The 13,092-nt window shown below is 67.0% G+C and carries 18 protein-coding genes; 8 read left to right on the top strand and 10 right to left on the bottom strand.

Going from position 1 to position 13,092, the window contains the following annotated elements; all coding sequences use genetic code 11:
• Positions 1-48: 48 nt before the first annotated feature.
• The gene (locus A6E15_RS09515) at positions 49-1,518 is read right to left on the bottom strand and encodes an aldehyde dehydrogenase family protein (RefSeq protein WP_076145779.1); all 1,470 of its coding nucleotides are present in this window, start codon (positions 1,516-1,518) and stop codon (positions 49-51) included.
• Positions 1,519-1,723: 205 nt separating this feature from the next.
• On the opposite strand from A6E15_RS09515, the gene dpsA reads away from it, so the two are divergent.
• Complete coding sequence (gene dpsA / locus A6E15_RS09510) at positions 1,724-2,269, top strand: DNA starvation/stationary phase protection protein DpsA (RefSeq protein WP_076145778.1); 546 nt, start codon at positions 1,724-1,726, stop codon at positions 2,267-2,269.
• Positions 2,270-2,381: 112 nt separating this feature from the next.
• Here the strand turns inward: dpsA and A6E15_RS20905 are convergent, their stop codons facing one another.
• On the bottom strand, positions 2,382-2,549 hold the full coding sequence (locus tag A6E15_RS20905; RefSeq protein ID WP_175607232.1) for a hypothetical protein: 168 nt from the start codon (positions 2,547-2,549) through the stop codon (positions 2,382-2,384).
• 186 nt (positions 2,550-2,735) lie between these two features.
• Here A6E15_RS20905 and A6E15_RS09505 point away from each other — a divergent pair, with 186 nt between their 5' ends.
• From A6E15_RS09505 to A6E15_RS09495, 3 genes are all read left to right on the top strand, one after another.
• Positions 2,736-3,059: a hypothetical protein gene (locus tag A6E15_RS09505; protein WP_076145776.1), complete on the top strand. Its 324-nt coding sequence runs from the start codon at positions 2,736-2,738 to the stop codon at positions 3,057-3,059.
• A gap of 59 nt (positions 3,060-3,118) precedes the next feature.
• A complete protein-coding gene (locus A6E15_RS09500) occupies positions 3,119-3,634 on the top strand; it encodes a macro domain-containing protein (RefSeq protein WP_076145774.1) in 516 nt (171 codons plus the stop codon).
• A gap of 178 nt (positions 3,635-3,812) precedes the next feature.
• On the top strand, positions 3,813-4,235 hold the full coding sequence (locus A6E15_RS09495; protein ID WP_076145773.1) for a universal stress protein: 423 nt from the start codon (positions 3,813-3,815) through the stop codon (positions 4,233-4,235).
• 101 nt (positions 4,236-4,336) lie between these two features.
• On the opposite strand, the gene purM is transcribed toward A6E15_RS09495, so the two are convergent.
• The 3 genes from purM to A6E15_RS09480 form a co-directional block, all read right to left on the bottom strand.
• Positions 4,337-5,329: a phosphoribosylformylglycinamidine cyclo-ligase gene (purM, locus tag A6E15_RS09490; RefSeq protein WP_076145771.1), complete on the bottom strand. Its 993-nt coding sequence runs from the start codon at positions 5,327-5,329 to the stop codon at positions 4,337-4,339.
• A 63-nt stretch (positions 5,330-5,392) separates the two neighbouring features.
• Positions 5,393-6,022, bottom strand: coding sequence for a zinc metalloprotease (locus A6E15_RS09485; RefSeq protein ID WP_076145769.1), 630 nt, complete (start codon positions 6,020-6,022; stop codon positions 5,393-5,395).
• Positions 6,019-7,791 carry a TraB/GumN family protein gene (locus A6E15_RS09480; RefSeq protein WP_076145768.1) on the bottom strand — a complete coding sequence of 591 codons (1,773 nt, stop codon included), beginning with the start codon at positions 7,789-7,791 and terminating at the stop codon, positions 6,019-6,021. Before A6E15_RS09480 ends, A6E15_RS09485 begins: the two co-directional genes overlap by 4 nt.
• 159 nt (positions 7,792-7,950) lie before the next feature.
• Here A6E15_RS09480 and A6E15_RS09475 point away from each other — a divergent pair, with 159 nt between their 5' ends.
• Positions 7,951-8,400, top strand: coding sequence for an acyl-CoA thioesterase (locus A6E15_RS09475; RefSeq protein WP_076145766.1), 450 nt, complete (start codon positions 7,951-7,953; stop codon positions 8,398-8,400).
• A 129-nt stretch (positions 8,401-8,529) separates the two neighbouring features.
• Here A6E15_RS09475 and A6E15_RS09470 read toward each other — a convergent pair whose 3' ends face one another.
• The 4 genes from A6E15_RS09470 to A6E15_RS09455 form a co-directional block, all read right to left on the bottom strand.
• Positions 8,530-8,757: a hypothetical protein gene (locus tag A6E15_RS09470; RefSeq protein WP_076145763.1), complete on the bottom strand. Its 228-nt coding sequence runs from the start codon at positions 8,755-8,757 to the stop codon at positions 8,530-8,532.
• 51 nt (positions 8,758-8,808) lie between these two features.
• Positions 8,809-9,594, bottom strand: a complete 786-nt coding sequence (locus A6E15_RS09465; protein WP_076145762.1) for an HAD-IIA family hydrolase — start codon at positions 9,592-9,594, stop codon at positions 8,809-8,811.
• A gap of 44 nt (positions 9,595-9,638) precedes the next feature.
• Complete coding sequence (locus A6E15_RS09460) at positions 9,639-10,043, bottom strand: SHOCT domain-containing protein (protein ID WP_076145760.1); 405 nt, start codon at positions 10,041-10,043, stop codon at positions 9,639-9,641.
• A 93-nt stretch (positions 10,044-10,136) separates the two neighbouring features.
• On the bottom strand, positions 10,137-11,075 hold the full coding sequence (locus A6E15_RS09455) for a hypothetical protein (protein WP_076145759.1): 939 nt from the start codon (positions 11,073-11,075) through the stop codon (positions 10,137-10,139).
• Between the two features lie 130 nt (positions 11,076-11,205).
• Between A6E15_RS09455 and A6E15_RS09450 the strand changes: the two genes are divergently transcribed.
• From A6E15_RS09450 to A6E15_RS09440, 3 genes are all read left to right on the top strand, one after another.
• On the top strand, positions 11,206-11,634 hold the full coding sequence (locus A6E15_RS09450) for a hypothetical protein (RefSeq protein WP_076145757.1): 429 nt from the start codon (positions 11,206-11,208) through the stop codon (positions 11,632-11,634).
• A gap of 45 nt (positions 11,635-11,679) precedes the next feature.
• Complete coding sequence (locus A6E15_RS09445) at positions 11,680-12,129, top strand: hypothetical protein (RefSeq protein WP_076145756.1); 450 nt, start codon at positions 11,680-11,682, stop codon at positions 12,127-12,129.
• 93 nt (positions 12,130-12,222) lie between these two features.
• Positions 12,223-12,690, top strand: a complete 468-nt coding sequence (locus A6E15_RS09440) for a hypothetical protein (RefSeq protein WP_076145754.1) — start codon at positions 12,223-12,225, stop codon at positions 12,688-12,690.
• A 42-nt stretch (positions 12,691-12,732) separates the two neighbouring features.
• Here A6E15_RS09440 and A6E15_RS09435 read toward each other — a convergent pair whose 3' ends face one another.
• Positions 12,733-12,915: a DUF7501 family protein gene (locus A6E15_RS09435; RefSeq protein WP_066298705.1), complete on the bottom strand. Its 183-nt coding sequence runs from the start codon at positions 12,913-12,915 to the stop codon at positions 12,733-12,735.
• Positions 12,916-13,092 lie beyond the last annotated feature (177 nt).

Here is a 13,092-nt window from a genome sequence, read left to right as displayed (position 1 = left end):
CGCTTGAGGCGGGGACGGAACGGACAGAAACCGATAGCGGCCGGTCGACTACAGTACGATGCTCTTCTCGCGCATCATCGCGTGGATCGAGGCGTCGATCCCCTCGCGGCCGATTCCCGAGTCCTTGTTGCCGCCGAAGGGGACGTCGCCCAGCCCGTGGCTCGGCGCGCCGTTGATCCGGACCGCGCCGGCGTCGATGCGCTCGGCCATCCGCATCGCGCGCTCGTAGTCGCCGGTGAAGACCGCGGCGTCGAGCGCGAGGTCGGAGCCGTTCGCGATCTCGAGGGCCTCGGCTTCGTCCTCGAAGGTCGTGATCGCGGCGATGGGACCGAACTGTTCCTCGTCGACGAGGCGGGCGTCGCGGGGCACGTTCGCGAGCAGCGTCGGTTCGAAGAACTGATCGGCCAGTTCGTCCGGGACGCCGTCGGGCGCGCGGCGGCTGCCCCCGCGGACGATCTCCGCACCCTTCTCGACGGCGTCGTCGACGAGTTCGGCGACCCAGTCGGCCTGGTCCTCGCTGATGAGCGGGCCGACGGCGGTGTCCTCGTCGAAGAGGTCGCCGGCCTGCCAGGCGTCCATCTGGCCGTCGATCAGGTCGACGAGGTCGTCGTGGATCGACTCGTGGGCCAGCACCCGCGAGATCGCCGAGCAGCGCTGGCCGGCGTACTTGAACGAGCCCTTGGCGCAGTCGCCCGCGACGTCGGTCAAATCGGCGTCGTCGAAGACGACGGCGGGGGCGTTGCCGCCCAGTTCCATGTGGAGGTTGATCATGCCGCTCTCGCGGGCGACGTGTTTGCCCGCGCCCGAGGAGCCGGTCATCGCGATCGCGTTGATGCGGTCGTCGCCGGCCAGCAGGTCGCCGATCTCGCTCGCTTCGCCGGGGACGAAGTTGAACGCGCCGTCGGGGATCCCGTCGACGCCGGCGATGACGTCGGCGAGGATCGCCGCCGACACCGGCGTCTTGCTGGCGGGCTTGAGCAGGACGCTGTTGCCGGCCGCGATCGCGGGCGCGACCTGCAGGGCCGTCGTCGCCAGCGGATAGTTGTAGGGGGTGATACACAGCACCGCACCGATCGGCTCGTGTTTGACGATCGCCTGCCAGCCCTCGTGGCCCGCCGTCGAGCCCTCGCGGTACTCGCCCTTGCTGACGACGGTGCGCGCTTCCTCGGCCGCCCGGTCGAACCGCTCGGCCGCCTGCTCGACCTCGCCGCGGGCCGACGAGATCGGCTTGCCCGCCTCGCGGACGATCACTTCCGCGAGTTCCTCCTCGCGCTCGCGGAGCCGCTCGGCGATCGATTCACACCACTCGGCGCGCTCGACGACCGTCGTCTCCCGCATGCGCGGTTTGATCTCGTGGGCGGCCTCGAGCGCCGTTCGGACGTGGGCCGGCCCCGCGGCCGCCACCCGTGCGAACGTCCCGCCGGCGGCGAGGTCCGATACCGACAGCGCGTTCTCGGTTTCGATCCACTCACCGTCGACGTAGAGCCGCTCCCGCCGCTGTGCGATTCCGGTTGCCATACGCGTCCCTTCGCTCCCCCCACTGAAAATGTTTACTCAGCCTCGAAAAAATAGAGGCGCGCTTGACGGTCTCGTTCGGCGACAGGTCCCGCGTCCCACAGAGGGAAATACAGTGGCCGAATCAAAAACTGTTTTTTAGGTATACCAAAGAAATGTTTTCTCAAGGGAAGTCTTTAAGTGGAAAGCGCACGTACCTCGGAGTAGGATGAGTACCCAAAAGACCGTTCGCCAGTCGGCCGACACCGTCGAGGAGAACGAGCTTCGCCTCGAGCAGGAGAAGGCCGAACAGATCGTCGACGCACTGAACACGGAGCTGGCAAACGCCTACGTCCTCTACCACCAGCTCAAAAAGCACCACTGGACCGTCGAGGGTGCGGAGTTCCTCCCGCTCCACGAGTTCCTCGAGGAGGCCTACGAGAACGTCGAGGAGGGCGCTGACATCATCGCCGAGCGTGCGCAAGCGCTGGGCGGCGTCCCCGTCTCTGGGCCAGCGAACCAGGAAGAGCGCGCCACCGTCGAGTTCGAGGGCGAGGACGTCTACGACGTCCGCACGATGTTCGAGAACGACCTCGAGATGTACGGCGACATCATCGAGTCGACGCGCGACAGCATCGAACTCGCGGAGAACTTCGGTGACCACGCCACCGCCGAGATCCTCCGCGAGATCCTCGTCGACCTCGAGGAGGACGGCCACCACTTCGAACACTACCTCGAAGACGACACGCTGGTCCTCGAGGAAGCGACGCACTGACGACGGCACATCGTGGCGGCGGTTATCGGACTGCGAACCGGTTTTTCCGAGAGGAAAACGGCGGAGAGCGATCGGTAGGTGATGCCTCAGTCGGTCCCGGGCGTCGCCGAACTCACCGCTCGAGGTCGACGGTCAGATCGGTCGCGATCCAGCCGTCGCTGTTGTCGCGTTCGGTAAAAACGGTCTTCCCGGGGCGGGTCTCGTGGCTCGTCACGACCGCCGCCGGTTCCTCGCGGTCCTCGTCGCGTTCGGGCTCTTCCCTGCGGGCGGGTACGTCCATCACGAGGAGTTAGGTGAGCCTAAATCTAAAAAGGTTTTGGTCAGCCTAAGACATCGGAAGTGGGAGGCCGGTCTCGATGCGACCGAGACGCCGACACTGGGGCAATCTTCTACTGATTCTCATTGCCAACGGCACTGTCAAGCCGAGATAGTATCATTTTTCACGGTCGGGTGATACGATTGGTGTATGAGCTTACACGGGGATCGATCACAGGGGGCACGGGGCCGGCGCGGTCGCGAGTTAATCGCTCACCTGTTCGACGTCGATACCGGCCGGGTCGAGTCACTGAGTTGGCCGCTCGGCAACCGCGTCACCGTCGAGGCCGACGCGGAGCGGCTCTTCGCGCTCGATCACCGCCGGTCCGCACGAACGGTGACGGCGTTCTCGGTCACGAACTACACCTGTGTCGTCCGGCTGCGCTCCCCGGTCGGCCGCGAGAAGTTCTACGGGATCGCGGACGCCGACCTCCCGACCGATCCGGTGGACCCGGACTGGATCCGGACCGACTGACTCGAGTCCGCCCCGCGACTACGGTCAGTTTCATTGCGCTCGATCCGAAACGCCCGAATATGGAGTACGAGGTCGTTCGGGGTGACATCGCCGCACAGTCGGCCGACGCCGTGGTCAACGCCGCCGGGACGAGCCTCCGGATGGGATCGGGCGTCGCCGGCGCGCTCCGGCGCGGCGCGGGCGAGGAGATCAACGAGGCCGCCACGGCGAAGGGCCCGATCGACCTCGGCGCGGTCGCGGTCACAGACGCCTACGACCTCGCAGCCGATTACGTCATTCACGCCGCGGCAATGCCCCACTACGGAGACGGGCAGGCGACCGCCGAAAGCATCCGAGCGGCGACGCGAAATAGCCTCGAGACGGCCGACGAACTGGGCTGTCGCTCGCTCGTGATCCCGGCGCTTGGCTGTGGCGTCGCCGGCTTCGACCTCGCCGACGGGGCCGCGATCATCGGCGCGGAACTCGAGCGCTACGATCCCGACTCGCTCGCGGACGTCCGGTTCATCGCCTACAGCGACGCGGAGTACGAGACGGTTCGGGCGGTGACGGCCGCGGGGAGCGACGCGGACCGGTGACGGACGCAATCGACCGGCCGCGGACGGCGAGCGCCCGGAGGGTACCGCTCGGTCGAGTCACCGCACGGGAAGCGACGACGATCGGGAGGATGGGGACGTCGGGAATGGTTTCGACGCACTGAGAACGGCTGCTAGTTTTACCACCGCTGGCGTCGACCCCTAATACGGGTGACAACTGATGTACGACACGATCCTCATCCCGACCGACGGGAGCGAACAGGCGAACCGCGGAGTCGAGCAGGGGCTGAGCCTCGCCGACACCTACGACGCGGACGTCGTGCTTCTCTACGTCGTCGACGAACGCCGGCACGGACGGACGCCGGCGCTGGGAAGCACCGAGGTCGAACACGCAAAAATCGAAGACGACGCCGTCGAAATGCTCGAGGAGATCGCAGAGCGGGCCCGCGAGCTGGGGCTCGACGTCGACCGCGAGTGTCACCGCGGACTTCCCTGGGAAGAGATCACGTCCCTCGCGGAACAGCGGGACACCGATCTGATCGTGATGGGGCGACGCGGGGCGACTAACGACCGGAGAACGCCGCTCGGGAGCGTCGCCGACCGGGTGATGAGACACACCGACATCCCCGTCCAGGCCGTCTGACCGTCCAGTTCGCCCCCGTCGGTCACCGGTTTCGTGTCGTCCGCGCCGCGTTCGGCCGCCGGTCGGAGCCACAGCCCTGTTTTTCGAACGGGCCGTCCGGTTCAGGACAGCGAGCAGCCGCGGATCTCGACGCCGTCGCCGTCTCCGACGTGGCCGATGACCCGTCCGTCGGTCTCGGCGACGAGATCGGCGGCCCGATCCTCGGGAACCGCGACGACGAATCCGGTACCCATGTTGAACGTGCGGTGCATCTCCTCGTCGGTGACGTTGCCCTCGTCCTGAACGAACTCGAAGATCGGCTGGGCCGGCAGCGGGTCGTCGACGACGTACTCGAACTCGCCCATCCGCAGCAGGTTCGTCCAGCCGCCGCCGGTGACGTGGGCCGCCGCCCGGACCCCGCACTCGCGCATCGGCTCGAGCAGGTCCGTGTAGATCCGGGTCGGCCGCAGCAGTTCCTCGCCGATCGTCTTCTCGGGGTCCAGCGGGAACGCGTCGGTGTACTCGTGGCCGCGGGTGACGGCCTCGCGGGCCAGCGTCAACCCGTTCGAGTGGATGCCGTTCGAGGGGAACCCGACGAGCGCGTCGCCGGCCTCGGCCTCCCCGTCGAAGATCTCGTCTTTGTCCGCGAGGCCGGCACAGGTGCCCGCCAGATCGAACCCCTTGACGACCTCCGGCATGACGGCCGTCTCGCCGCCGAGCATCGTGAGGTCGGCCCGCTCGAGCCCCACGGCCAGCCCCTCGCCGATCCCGTTGGTCAGGTCCTCGTCGGGCTCGTCGATCGCCAGGTAGTCGACGAACGCGACGGGCTCGACGCCCGCGGCCACGAGGTCGTTGACGTTCATCGCGATGCAGTCGATGCCGATCGTCGAGAAGTCCTCGACGGCCTCGGCGACCAGCAGCTTGGTCCCGACGCCGTCGGTCGCCAGCGCCAGGTACCGGTCGCCGATGTCGATCATCCCGGCGTACTCGGTCCGCAGGCCGCTCCCGAAGGCCTCGAGCAGGGCGGCGGTCGCGTCCTCGCTGGCCGCGATGTCGACGCCCGTCTCGGCGTAGGTGAGCCCCTCGTCGTCCGCGTCGTCGGCTGAGTCGGTCATGTCTCAACGACCTCCCGGGGCGAGCAAAAGGTCACCGGTCCGCTCGAGCGAGCCGCCGGCGGCTCAGAACAGCCCGACGTAGAAGATGATAAACGCCGCCAGCAACACGCTGGGAACGAACACCAGCGCGAAGACGCCCTTGTGCCACTCGAGGACGGATTTGCCGTCGAGCGGGCCGAAAGGGATCATGTTGAACGCGGCGAGAACGACGTTGATCCCGACGCCCATCTGGCCGATCATTCCGAGGTAGCTCGGAAAGACCATCAACGGGAGAAAGAGCAGCGCGAGCAGGAGGTTCGTCACCGGTCCGGCGAGCGCGATGAGCCCGTTCTCCCGCTGAGTCACTCGCCCACGGTGGTAGACGGCCCCGGGTGCGGCGAAGAGGAAGCCGACGAGCGCGCCCATGAGAGCCAGAAATAGCATCTGGTAGTCGGCCCGGAACTCGGCGATCTGTCCATGTTCGATCGCGACGACCTTGTGAGCGATCTCGTGGAGCAAGAACGCGACGCCGACCGTGACGAGACTCAACACGACCATGACGACGAACTCGCTCGGACTTTCCCCGAGGTGTACTTTGACGTAAAGCAGCGCAAAGGCGACGCTGAGGGTGAGCCACGCGATCGCGAGATCGCGCAGTTCTCGATCACTGAAGGTGAGTTCGCGCCCGGAGCCGGTCCGCGTTCGGTGGTTCATAGCAGCCCCCGGAGCAGCTCGAGGCTGTTTCTCGCCCCTTCGAACAGTTCGCCCATCAGCGCGTCGACGCCGCCGATCTCGGGGCCGGCTAGCCACGGCAACACGACGAAGGGGAACAGGAAGGTCGCGATCATGCTCCCGACGTTCGTCAGCGCGACGATCATGATCAGCCGGAACAGCGGCACGTCGAACATCGCGGCCATCGCCTCGTCGATCGGCCGCTCGGTGTCGTCGACGATCTCGTTGAGCGTCTGGATGTCGCGGACGTTGACCGGCCGGTGTCTGAGTTCGACGTAGCCCGCGAACCAGCCCGGCGCGAGCAGCGGGTTGATGCTCGTCAGCCACGCGACCGCGCCGCCGACGCCCGCGCTGGTCCAGCGCGCGCCGGCCAGCCGCGCCAGGGTGAAGGCGAAGATCCCGTTGAACAGGAACCAGGCGGCGAACACCTTCAGCAGGAAGACGTTCCTGACGCCGGCCATGATGAGCAGGAAGAAGAACGCGAGGAAGCCGACCATGACGAGATAGCCGAGGATCTTCAGCGGCGAGAACCGCCGACTCGAGGCGGTCCCCGAGATCGACTCCCGCGAGGGGATACCCGCCGGGTTCTCGAGGTGGCGTTCGATGCCGGCCCTGTGACCGGCACCGACGACCGCGAGGACGTCGTACCCCTGCTCGCGGAGTTCGTGGAGGTGCGAGGCGATGTAGGCGTCGCGCTCGTCGATCAGGGCGTTCGCGCCGCTGGGGCTGAACTGCCGGAACTCCTCCATCATGGCGGCGACGACGTCGCCGTCGGTCATCTCCTCGATGTCGATCTCGTCGATCTCCTCGACGTCGGCGCCGGCCGCGTCGAGGAAGAGGCCGACGACCGCCCCGATCGAGACGCCGACGCCGAGTCCCGCCAGCATCCCGGTACTTCCGCGAACCGCGTAGATACCGGCGCTCTCGACGCTCGCCGCCGAGAAGGGGCCGACGAAGGTGTCGGTCGCGACCAGCCCGAGACAGGCGACGCTCCCGAGGGCGATTCCCCCGAGGACCCGTAGCGAGAACCCCGAGAGGAGCCCGCCGGTGTACTCTTCGGCCGACTCGAGCGGCGGGAGGACGAGCAGGCCGGCGACGGCACCGACTAAGGCGCCGATGGCGACACCGCCGGCGTACTGCAGCGTCGCGGCGTCGGTGACGCCGACCAGCAGGAGGTCGCCGAACCCGAGCAGCGGGGCGACGAACGCGGCGACCAGAAAGCCGACGAGCAGGCCGCCGATCGCGCCGAACGTCAGCCCGAGCGTCCGGGGATCGGTGATGCCGAGCGCGAGGCCGCCGACCATCTTCAGTTTCTCCGTGAACGTGAGCCTGCTCCAGAACCGCTGGATCGTCACCTGAATGTCGCGATCGACCAGGGCGACGCCGCTGCCGTGCTCCTCGGCGGCCTCGATCGCCGCCCGCATGTCGGCCCCGGGCTCGATGTCGAACTGGTCGCCCAGCCGCGACTGGACGTACGAGAGCATCCAGTAGGCCAGAAACTGAAAGACGGTGTTGCCCGAGAGCAGGTCCTCGGCCTCGACGTCGTCGGGCGTGCCGCCCTGCATCTGGTTGTACCGGCCTTCGTCAAGTTCCACGGCGACCACGTCCGGTCGCTCGCGCTCGATGGTGTCCCGTACCTCGTCGACGCTCGCCTGCGAGACGTGTGCCGTCCCGAGAACCTGGATGGAGCCACGCTCGCGGTCGGGTGGCTCGGGCGGCTCCGGCACGTCGGCCTCGCCTGCATCGCTCATTACTCGCCCCAACTCGGCGGCGACTTTTACCAGTATCGGACCGCGAACCCCTGTAAAATATCTACGATGAGCGGCTCCGAGACCGGCGAGGTGTCGCTCGAGTCGGCTCGCGGCCCAGCAAAAGCAAGACTGATTGTCGCCGTGGGAAAACGTCCGTCGATGACTGACCTCGTGGAGACGGTGGTCGAGAACCGGGAGATGGTCCAGCCGAACCACGCCAATATGTTGGACGTCGCCCACGGCGGCAACGTCATGAAGTGGATGGACGAAGTCGGTGCGATGTCGGCGATGCGGTTCTCGGGCGAGATGTGTGTCACCGCCCGCGTCAATCAGATGAACTTCGAGCGGCCGATCCCGGTCGGCGACACCGCCTACATCACCGCCTACGTCTACGACGCCGGGTCCTCGAGCGTGAAGGTCCGGCTGATCGCCGAGCGCGAGAACCTCCAGACCCGCGAGCGCGAACGGACCACCGAATCGTACTTCGTCTACGTCGCGATCGACGACGACAACACGCCGACGATCGTCCCCGAGTTGACCGTCAGCACCGAGGAGGGCGAACGGCTCCGGCAGGAGGCACTCGCGGACGATCTGGGCCGGGCCGATTGAGCCGGGCGACGGAGCCGGTCTCGGTTCTCCGCACGATCGTCTCTCACGCGCTGACAGCACCGTTCGCGGTCCGGCGCGAACGAAAAACGGGTCCGTTGTCGGCCCCGAAACGGGACCGGCTCGGTCGGGTTACTCCTCGCTGCCGTCGGTCGACCGCGGGTCGAGTTCGCCGAGATCCTCGAGGGTCCCCTCGAGCGTGCCGCGGGTGTCGGCGACGGTCGCGCCGACGAGCCCGCCGATCGCACCGCCCGTACTCGCGGCGTTGCGGCTGAACAGTCCGCCGATCGCCGCGCCGACGGCCGCACCGATGGCCGCGTATCGAGCGCGCAACAACACCGCTTTGATTCGTTCTTTCATATGTCGTACATGGATACTGTTACGGATAAATATGTCTCCTGAGAATCCCGTTCAGAGAAGCGTCTCGACGGCGGCCAGCGACTCGAGGACGTGGTCGGGTTCGGCGTCGGCCCCCACGTCGGCGAGGTCCGACCGATCGGTGACGCCGGTGAGGACGAGCGCGGTCTCCATCCCCGCGCGATTTCCCAGCGCGATGTCGGTATCGAGCCGGTCGCCGACGACAAGCGTGTTCCGGGGGTCGGCCTCGAGCCGGTCCATGGCGGCCGCGGCCGCGACCGACGAGGGCTTCCCGAGGATCGCGTCGGGCTCGCGGCCGGCGACGGCCTCCATCGCGGCGATGATCGCGCCCGACCCCGGAATCTCGCCGTCGTCGATCGGAACCGTCGCGTCCGGATCGGTGCCGTAAAAGGGGACGTCGCCCTCGAGCGCCCGCAGGGCCGACCAGAGGGTGCCGTAGGAGAAGGTCTCGTCGAACGATCCCAGGACGACCTCGGCCTCGTCGGGCTCGGTCGTCAGCGCGACGGCCGCGTCCGCGAGGATCGACTCGAGTCGCTCGCTGCCAACGAGATAGACCCGTTGGTCGGGATGGGTCGCGGCGAGGTACTCCGCCGAGACCGTCGCGGAGGTGAGGACGGTCCCGGGATCGACGTCGATCCCGTGGGGCGCGAGTTTCTCGCGGTAGTGATCGCTTCCCCGGGTGGGGTTGTTCGAGAAGAGCAGTCGCGAACAGCCCGCGGCCTCGATCGCGCGCAAGCCGTCGGTCGCGCCGGGGAGCAACGCCTCGCCCCGGACCATCGTCCCGTCGACGTCGAGAATCGCCGCCTCGTAGTCGGTCATCGGCCGTCCCTAGGACCGGCCGGCGATTGAGTGTTGGGATGGCCTCACCGCTCGCGCTCGAGGGACAACTCCTCGGTCTCGACGCCGGCGTCGGTCGCTCGTTCGTCGGCCTCGAGCAGTCGATCCAGCTTCGCCTCGAACTCGGCGTCGGAGAGTTCGCCGGCGGCGTATCGCTCCTGTAAGGTCGTCACTGGATCGATTTCAGTGGCGGCCGCCTCGGATTCGGCGGCCGAGGCGGACGATTCGGCATCGGCGGACTCGTCGCTGCCGCCCTCGGCGAGATACCACAGGAGCAGTCCCCCGAGGACGATCACGGCGGTGGCCAGAATGGCGTAGATCGGCCCCGCCAACAGCAACAGGGCGATGATCAACACGTCGGCCAGGACGAACTTCATGGCGAACAGTTCGACGAGGGAGTACTCCCGACCGCCGGCGGTCCCGCTGGCCATACGCGCTAGTTGTGTGGCGGCTGAAATAACTGTAGGGGACCGCGATCGCCGGCCGACCGCGACCGGCGGAACCGACCGGCAGACAGCCCTCGATCAGCCCGCCCGGACCTGATCGAAGGACCCGTCGCTGGTGTCGTATCCGTCGCCGTTCTCGACGTAGTGGAGGACGGTCGAGTACCCGTTGTCGTCCCAGGCGCTCGAGGCGGCCTCGCGGGCCTCGGCGAAGTTCCAGGGCGGGCCGTCGTGGAGGACGGGGTCCTTGTGCGCCTGGCCGGCGACCGCGATGTTCTCCTCCTCGTACTGGGGGAGGTCGTACGCGCGGACGTGGTACTGAGTCGTCGGCGTCGACAGCCCCTTGACGATGTGTTCGTCCTGTTTCGTGACGTAGGGCAGGGACGCGTCCTCGTCCATGATGACGTATCTGTCACCGGGGCTGCCGGCGTACAGCGACGTCCACCCCCACGACTCCATCTGCGAGTTGATCGACGCGGCGTCGCGATCGAGGTCGCGGTTCCAGCCGACGTTGATCGGGCCGGTCGCCTCGCCCAGGTCCTCCTCCTGTGGGTTGTCCACGTCGGAGTTGTAGACGTACAGCGGTCCGGTGTAGTCCGGGATCGACGCCGTCCCGACCGCCGCGTCCGCGCTTCCCGCGTCCCGCTGTTTTGTCTCGAGCCGACCGAACTCCCGGAAGCGGCCGATCACTGCCGTGTCGCGATAGTTCAGGGTGAACGCGCGATCGGGATCGGTGTACTCGTCGGGGACGGCACGTCGGTGGATCGTTCCCTCGTCGTAGACCAGCGTCGCCTTGCCGTAGCGGTCCCGAAGCTCGGAGCTGACGAATCGCTGTTCGTGTTCGAAGTAGTCGCCGTCCGGTCGGTACTTGTGGATGCGGCGACCGGAGACGGTCACCGGTCCCGCGCCGTCGTCGCTCGCGGCGCTTCCCACGCCGGCGAGTCCGGCGAGCAAACCGCTGCTCGCGATCGATGCGAGGAACCCGCGTCGCCCGAATCGTGTCGGGTCTGTGTCGTCCATGATCCGAATTATCTTTCAAGGATACTATAACGTAATTTTATAATATCGGTCCGTACCGGACGGCCTGTCAGCGTCTCTCACAGAGGAGTATTGAGGTAGTACTATTCGCCTGGCGGCCGTCGTCCGCCCCGTGACATCGGCCGTCCTCTCGATACTACTCGGCAGCGACCGTTTCCAGTTCGTCGCGCTCCGCTGGACGCTGCTCGCACTCGCCGGCGGCACGATCGCCGGCGGACTGCGTCTGGCCTACGCGACCGGAACCGTCGACGCGAGCGGATACCACGCGCTGTCGGAACTCGCTCTGTACGCGATTCCCGCCCTCGGATTCCTCGTTGCAGCCGGAACGGGGTATGTGGGCCAGGGCCTGCCGCGGGGGATGCTGTTCGGTCTCGCCGCCCCCGTCGGTGCGGTGCTGGCCCTGCTGGCGTCGGCGGCCGTCGGCGTCTCCCGGTTCGACTCGGACCCCCGGACGTGGCTCGTCGCGACCGTCGCCGTCGGCCTCGCGGTCGGGTTACTCGGCTGGGGAACCGGTCGACTGCTCGGAACGGTCTGGGGGTAGTCGACGCCGGGGAATCCTTATCCGGATACTCGACGTAGGTCCGGGATGTCACTCGATGTCGAGGTCCCCGATCCGCCGTCGCTTCACGGCTCCCAGCACCTCGGCGACTACGACGCCGTCGAGGAACCCGACGAGCGAACCGGGGACAACGTCCGGCGCGAGGCGCTCGCCGACTTCCTCGAGGCGGGCGTCTGGGTGGACGCCTTCGACGAGTGGGCGCGGGAGCCGTCCCTGACCGACCGGGAGTTTCGACTCGGTCGGGAGTACGACCTGCTCGACGCGTTCGACTTCGACTGGAACCAGTCGGCCGAAGACGTCGGCTACCGCACGCCGTCGGTGCCGCCGGACGCGGTCGCCGATCACGCCGATTTCGACGACGTGGCCGTCGAGACTATCGAGGAGGAGTTGGAGTCGCTGGGGTGGATCGTCAGCGAGGTACTGGAGACCGACTACATCCACCGCGACGGCGAGGAGTTCGGCTATACCTGGCAGTAGCGACCGACCGCGTGGCCGCGGGCTCGGTCGCTTCCCGGTTCGAAACCGACCGCGGTGGGAATTCTTATCCGGGAACCCGACCTACGGCCGGGTATGACACTCGAGGTCGAGCCCCCCGAGCCGCCGGAACTGGAGTTCGTCGACCCCAACGAGTACGACGACGCGACCATCAGCGCCGACGGCGAGGAGATCGACTACCGCCGCGAGGAGCTGCAGGCGTTCCTCGAGGAGGGGGCCTGGACGGAAGCGTTCGACGAGTGGCGGGCCGACACCGATCTCGAGGACCGGGAGTACGAGATCGCGCGGGACCTCGATCTCTTTGCCGGCTTCGATTTCTTCTGGGACGACTTCGCCGACCGCGTGGGGTATCACGCACCCGGCATTCCCGAGGACTGGCAAGCCCGTGAGTACCACCCCGAACTCGACACCTGGGGGACCGTCTCCTCGATCAACGCCGAACTCACCGAGTTCGGCCAGATCGTCTCGGTCACGCTCAAAGAGGAGTACGTCGACTGGGAGGCCGAGTACGAACCGCCCGAGGACCTGCCGGACTTCGACTGAGTCCGGCCGGCGACGACCGACGCTCGAGTCGGTCGGTGGTTCCTACCCGGACCATTCGCCGGCGAGGTCGCCGGCGATGTTCTGTCGCCACTGTTCGAACCCCTCCTCGCAATCGTTTTTCTCGTCGATGTGATCGACGAAGCCGGCGCCGGGCGACGCGAGTTCGTCTCCGCAGAACGGGCACGTGACAGGGTCGGACCAGTCCGTCGTCGTGTTCACAGCCATTGGTACCGGAGTCTATCAGGAACTATCATATAAGTCCCGTCCGTTAGGATCTATTACAATTTGTATGTCATATTATGCCATTAGTAGACGGAGCGGCAGTACGAAGCCGCGCCGGCTCCGGGCCGCGGTCCGTCGTCCCATCGGACGCACCCGACGCGTTTACAACACCAAGAGTTA

The organism is Natrinema saccharevitans (assembly GCF_001953745.1).
GTDB classification, from domain to species: Archaea; Halobacteriota; Halobacteria; order Halobacteriales; family Natrialbaceae; genus Natrinema; species Natrinema saccharevitans.
This window is presented reverse-complemented; position numbering and strand designations above follow the sequence as displayed.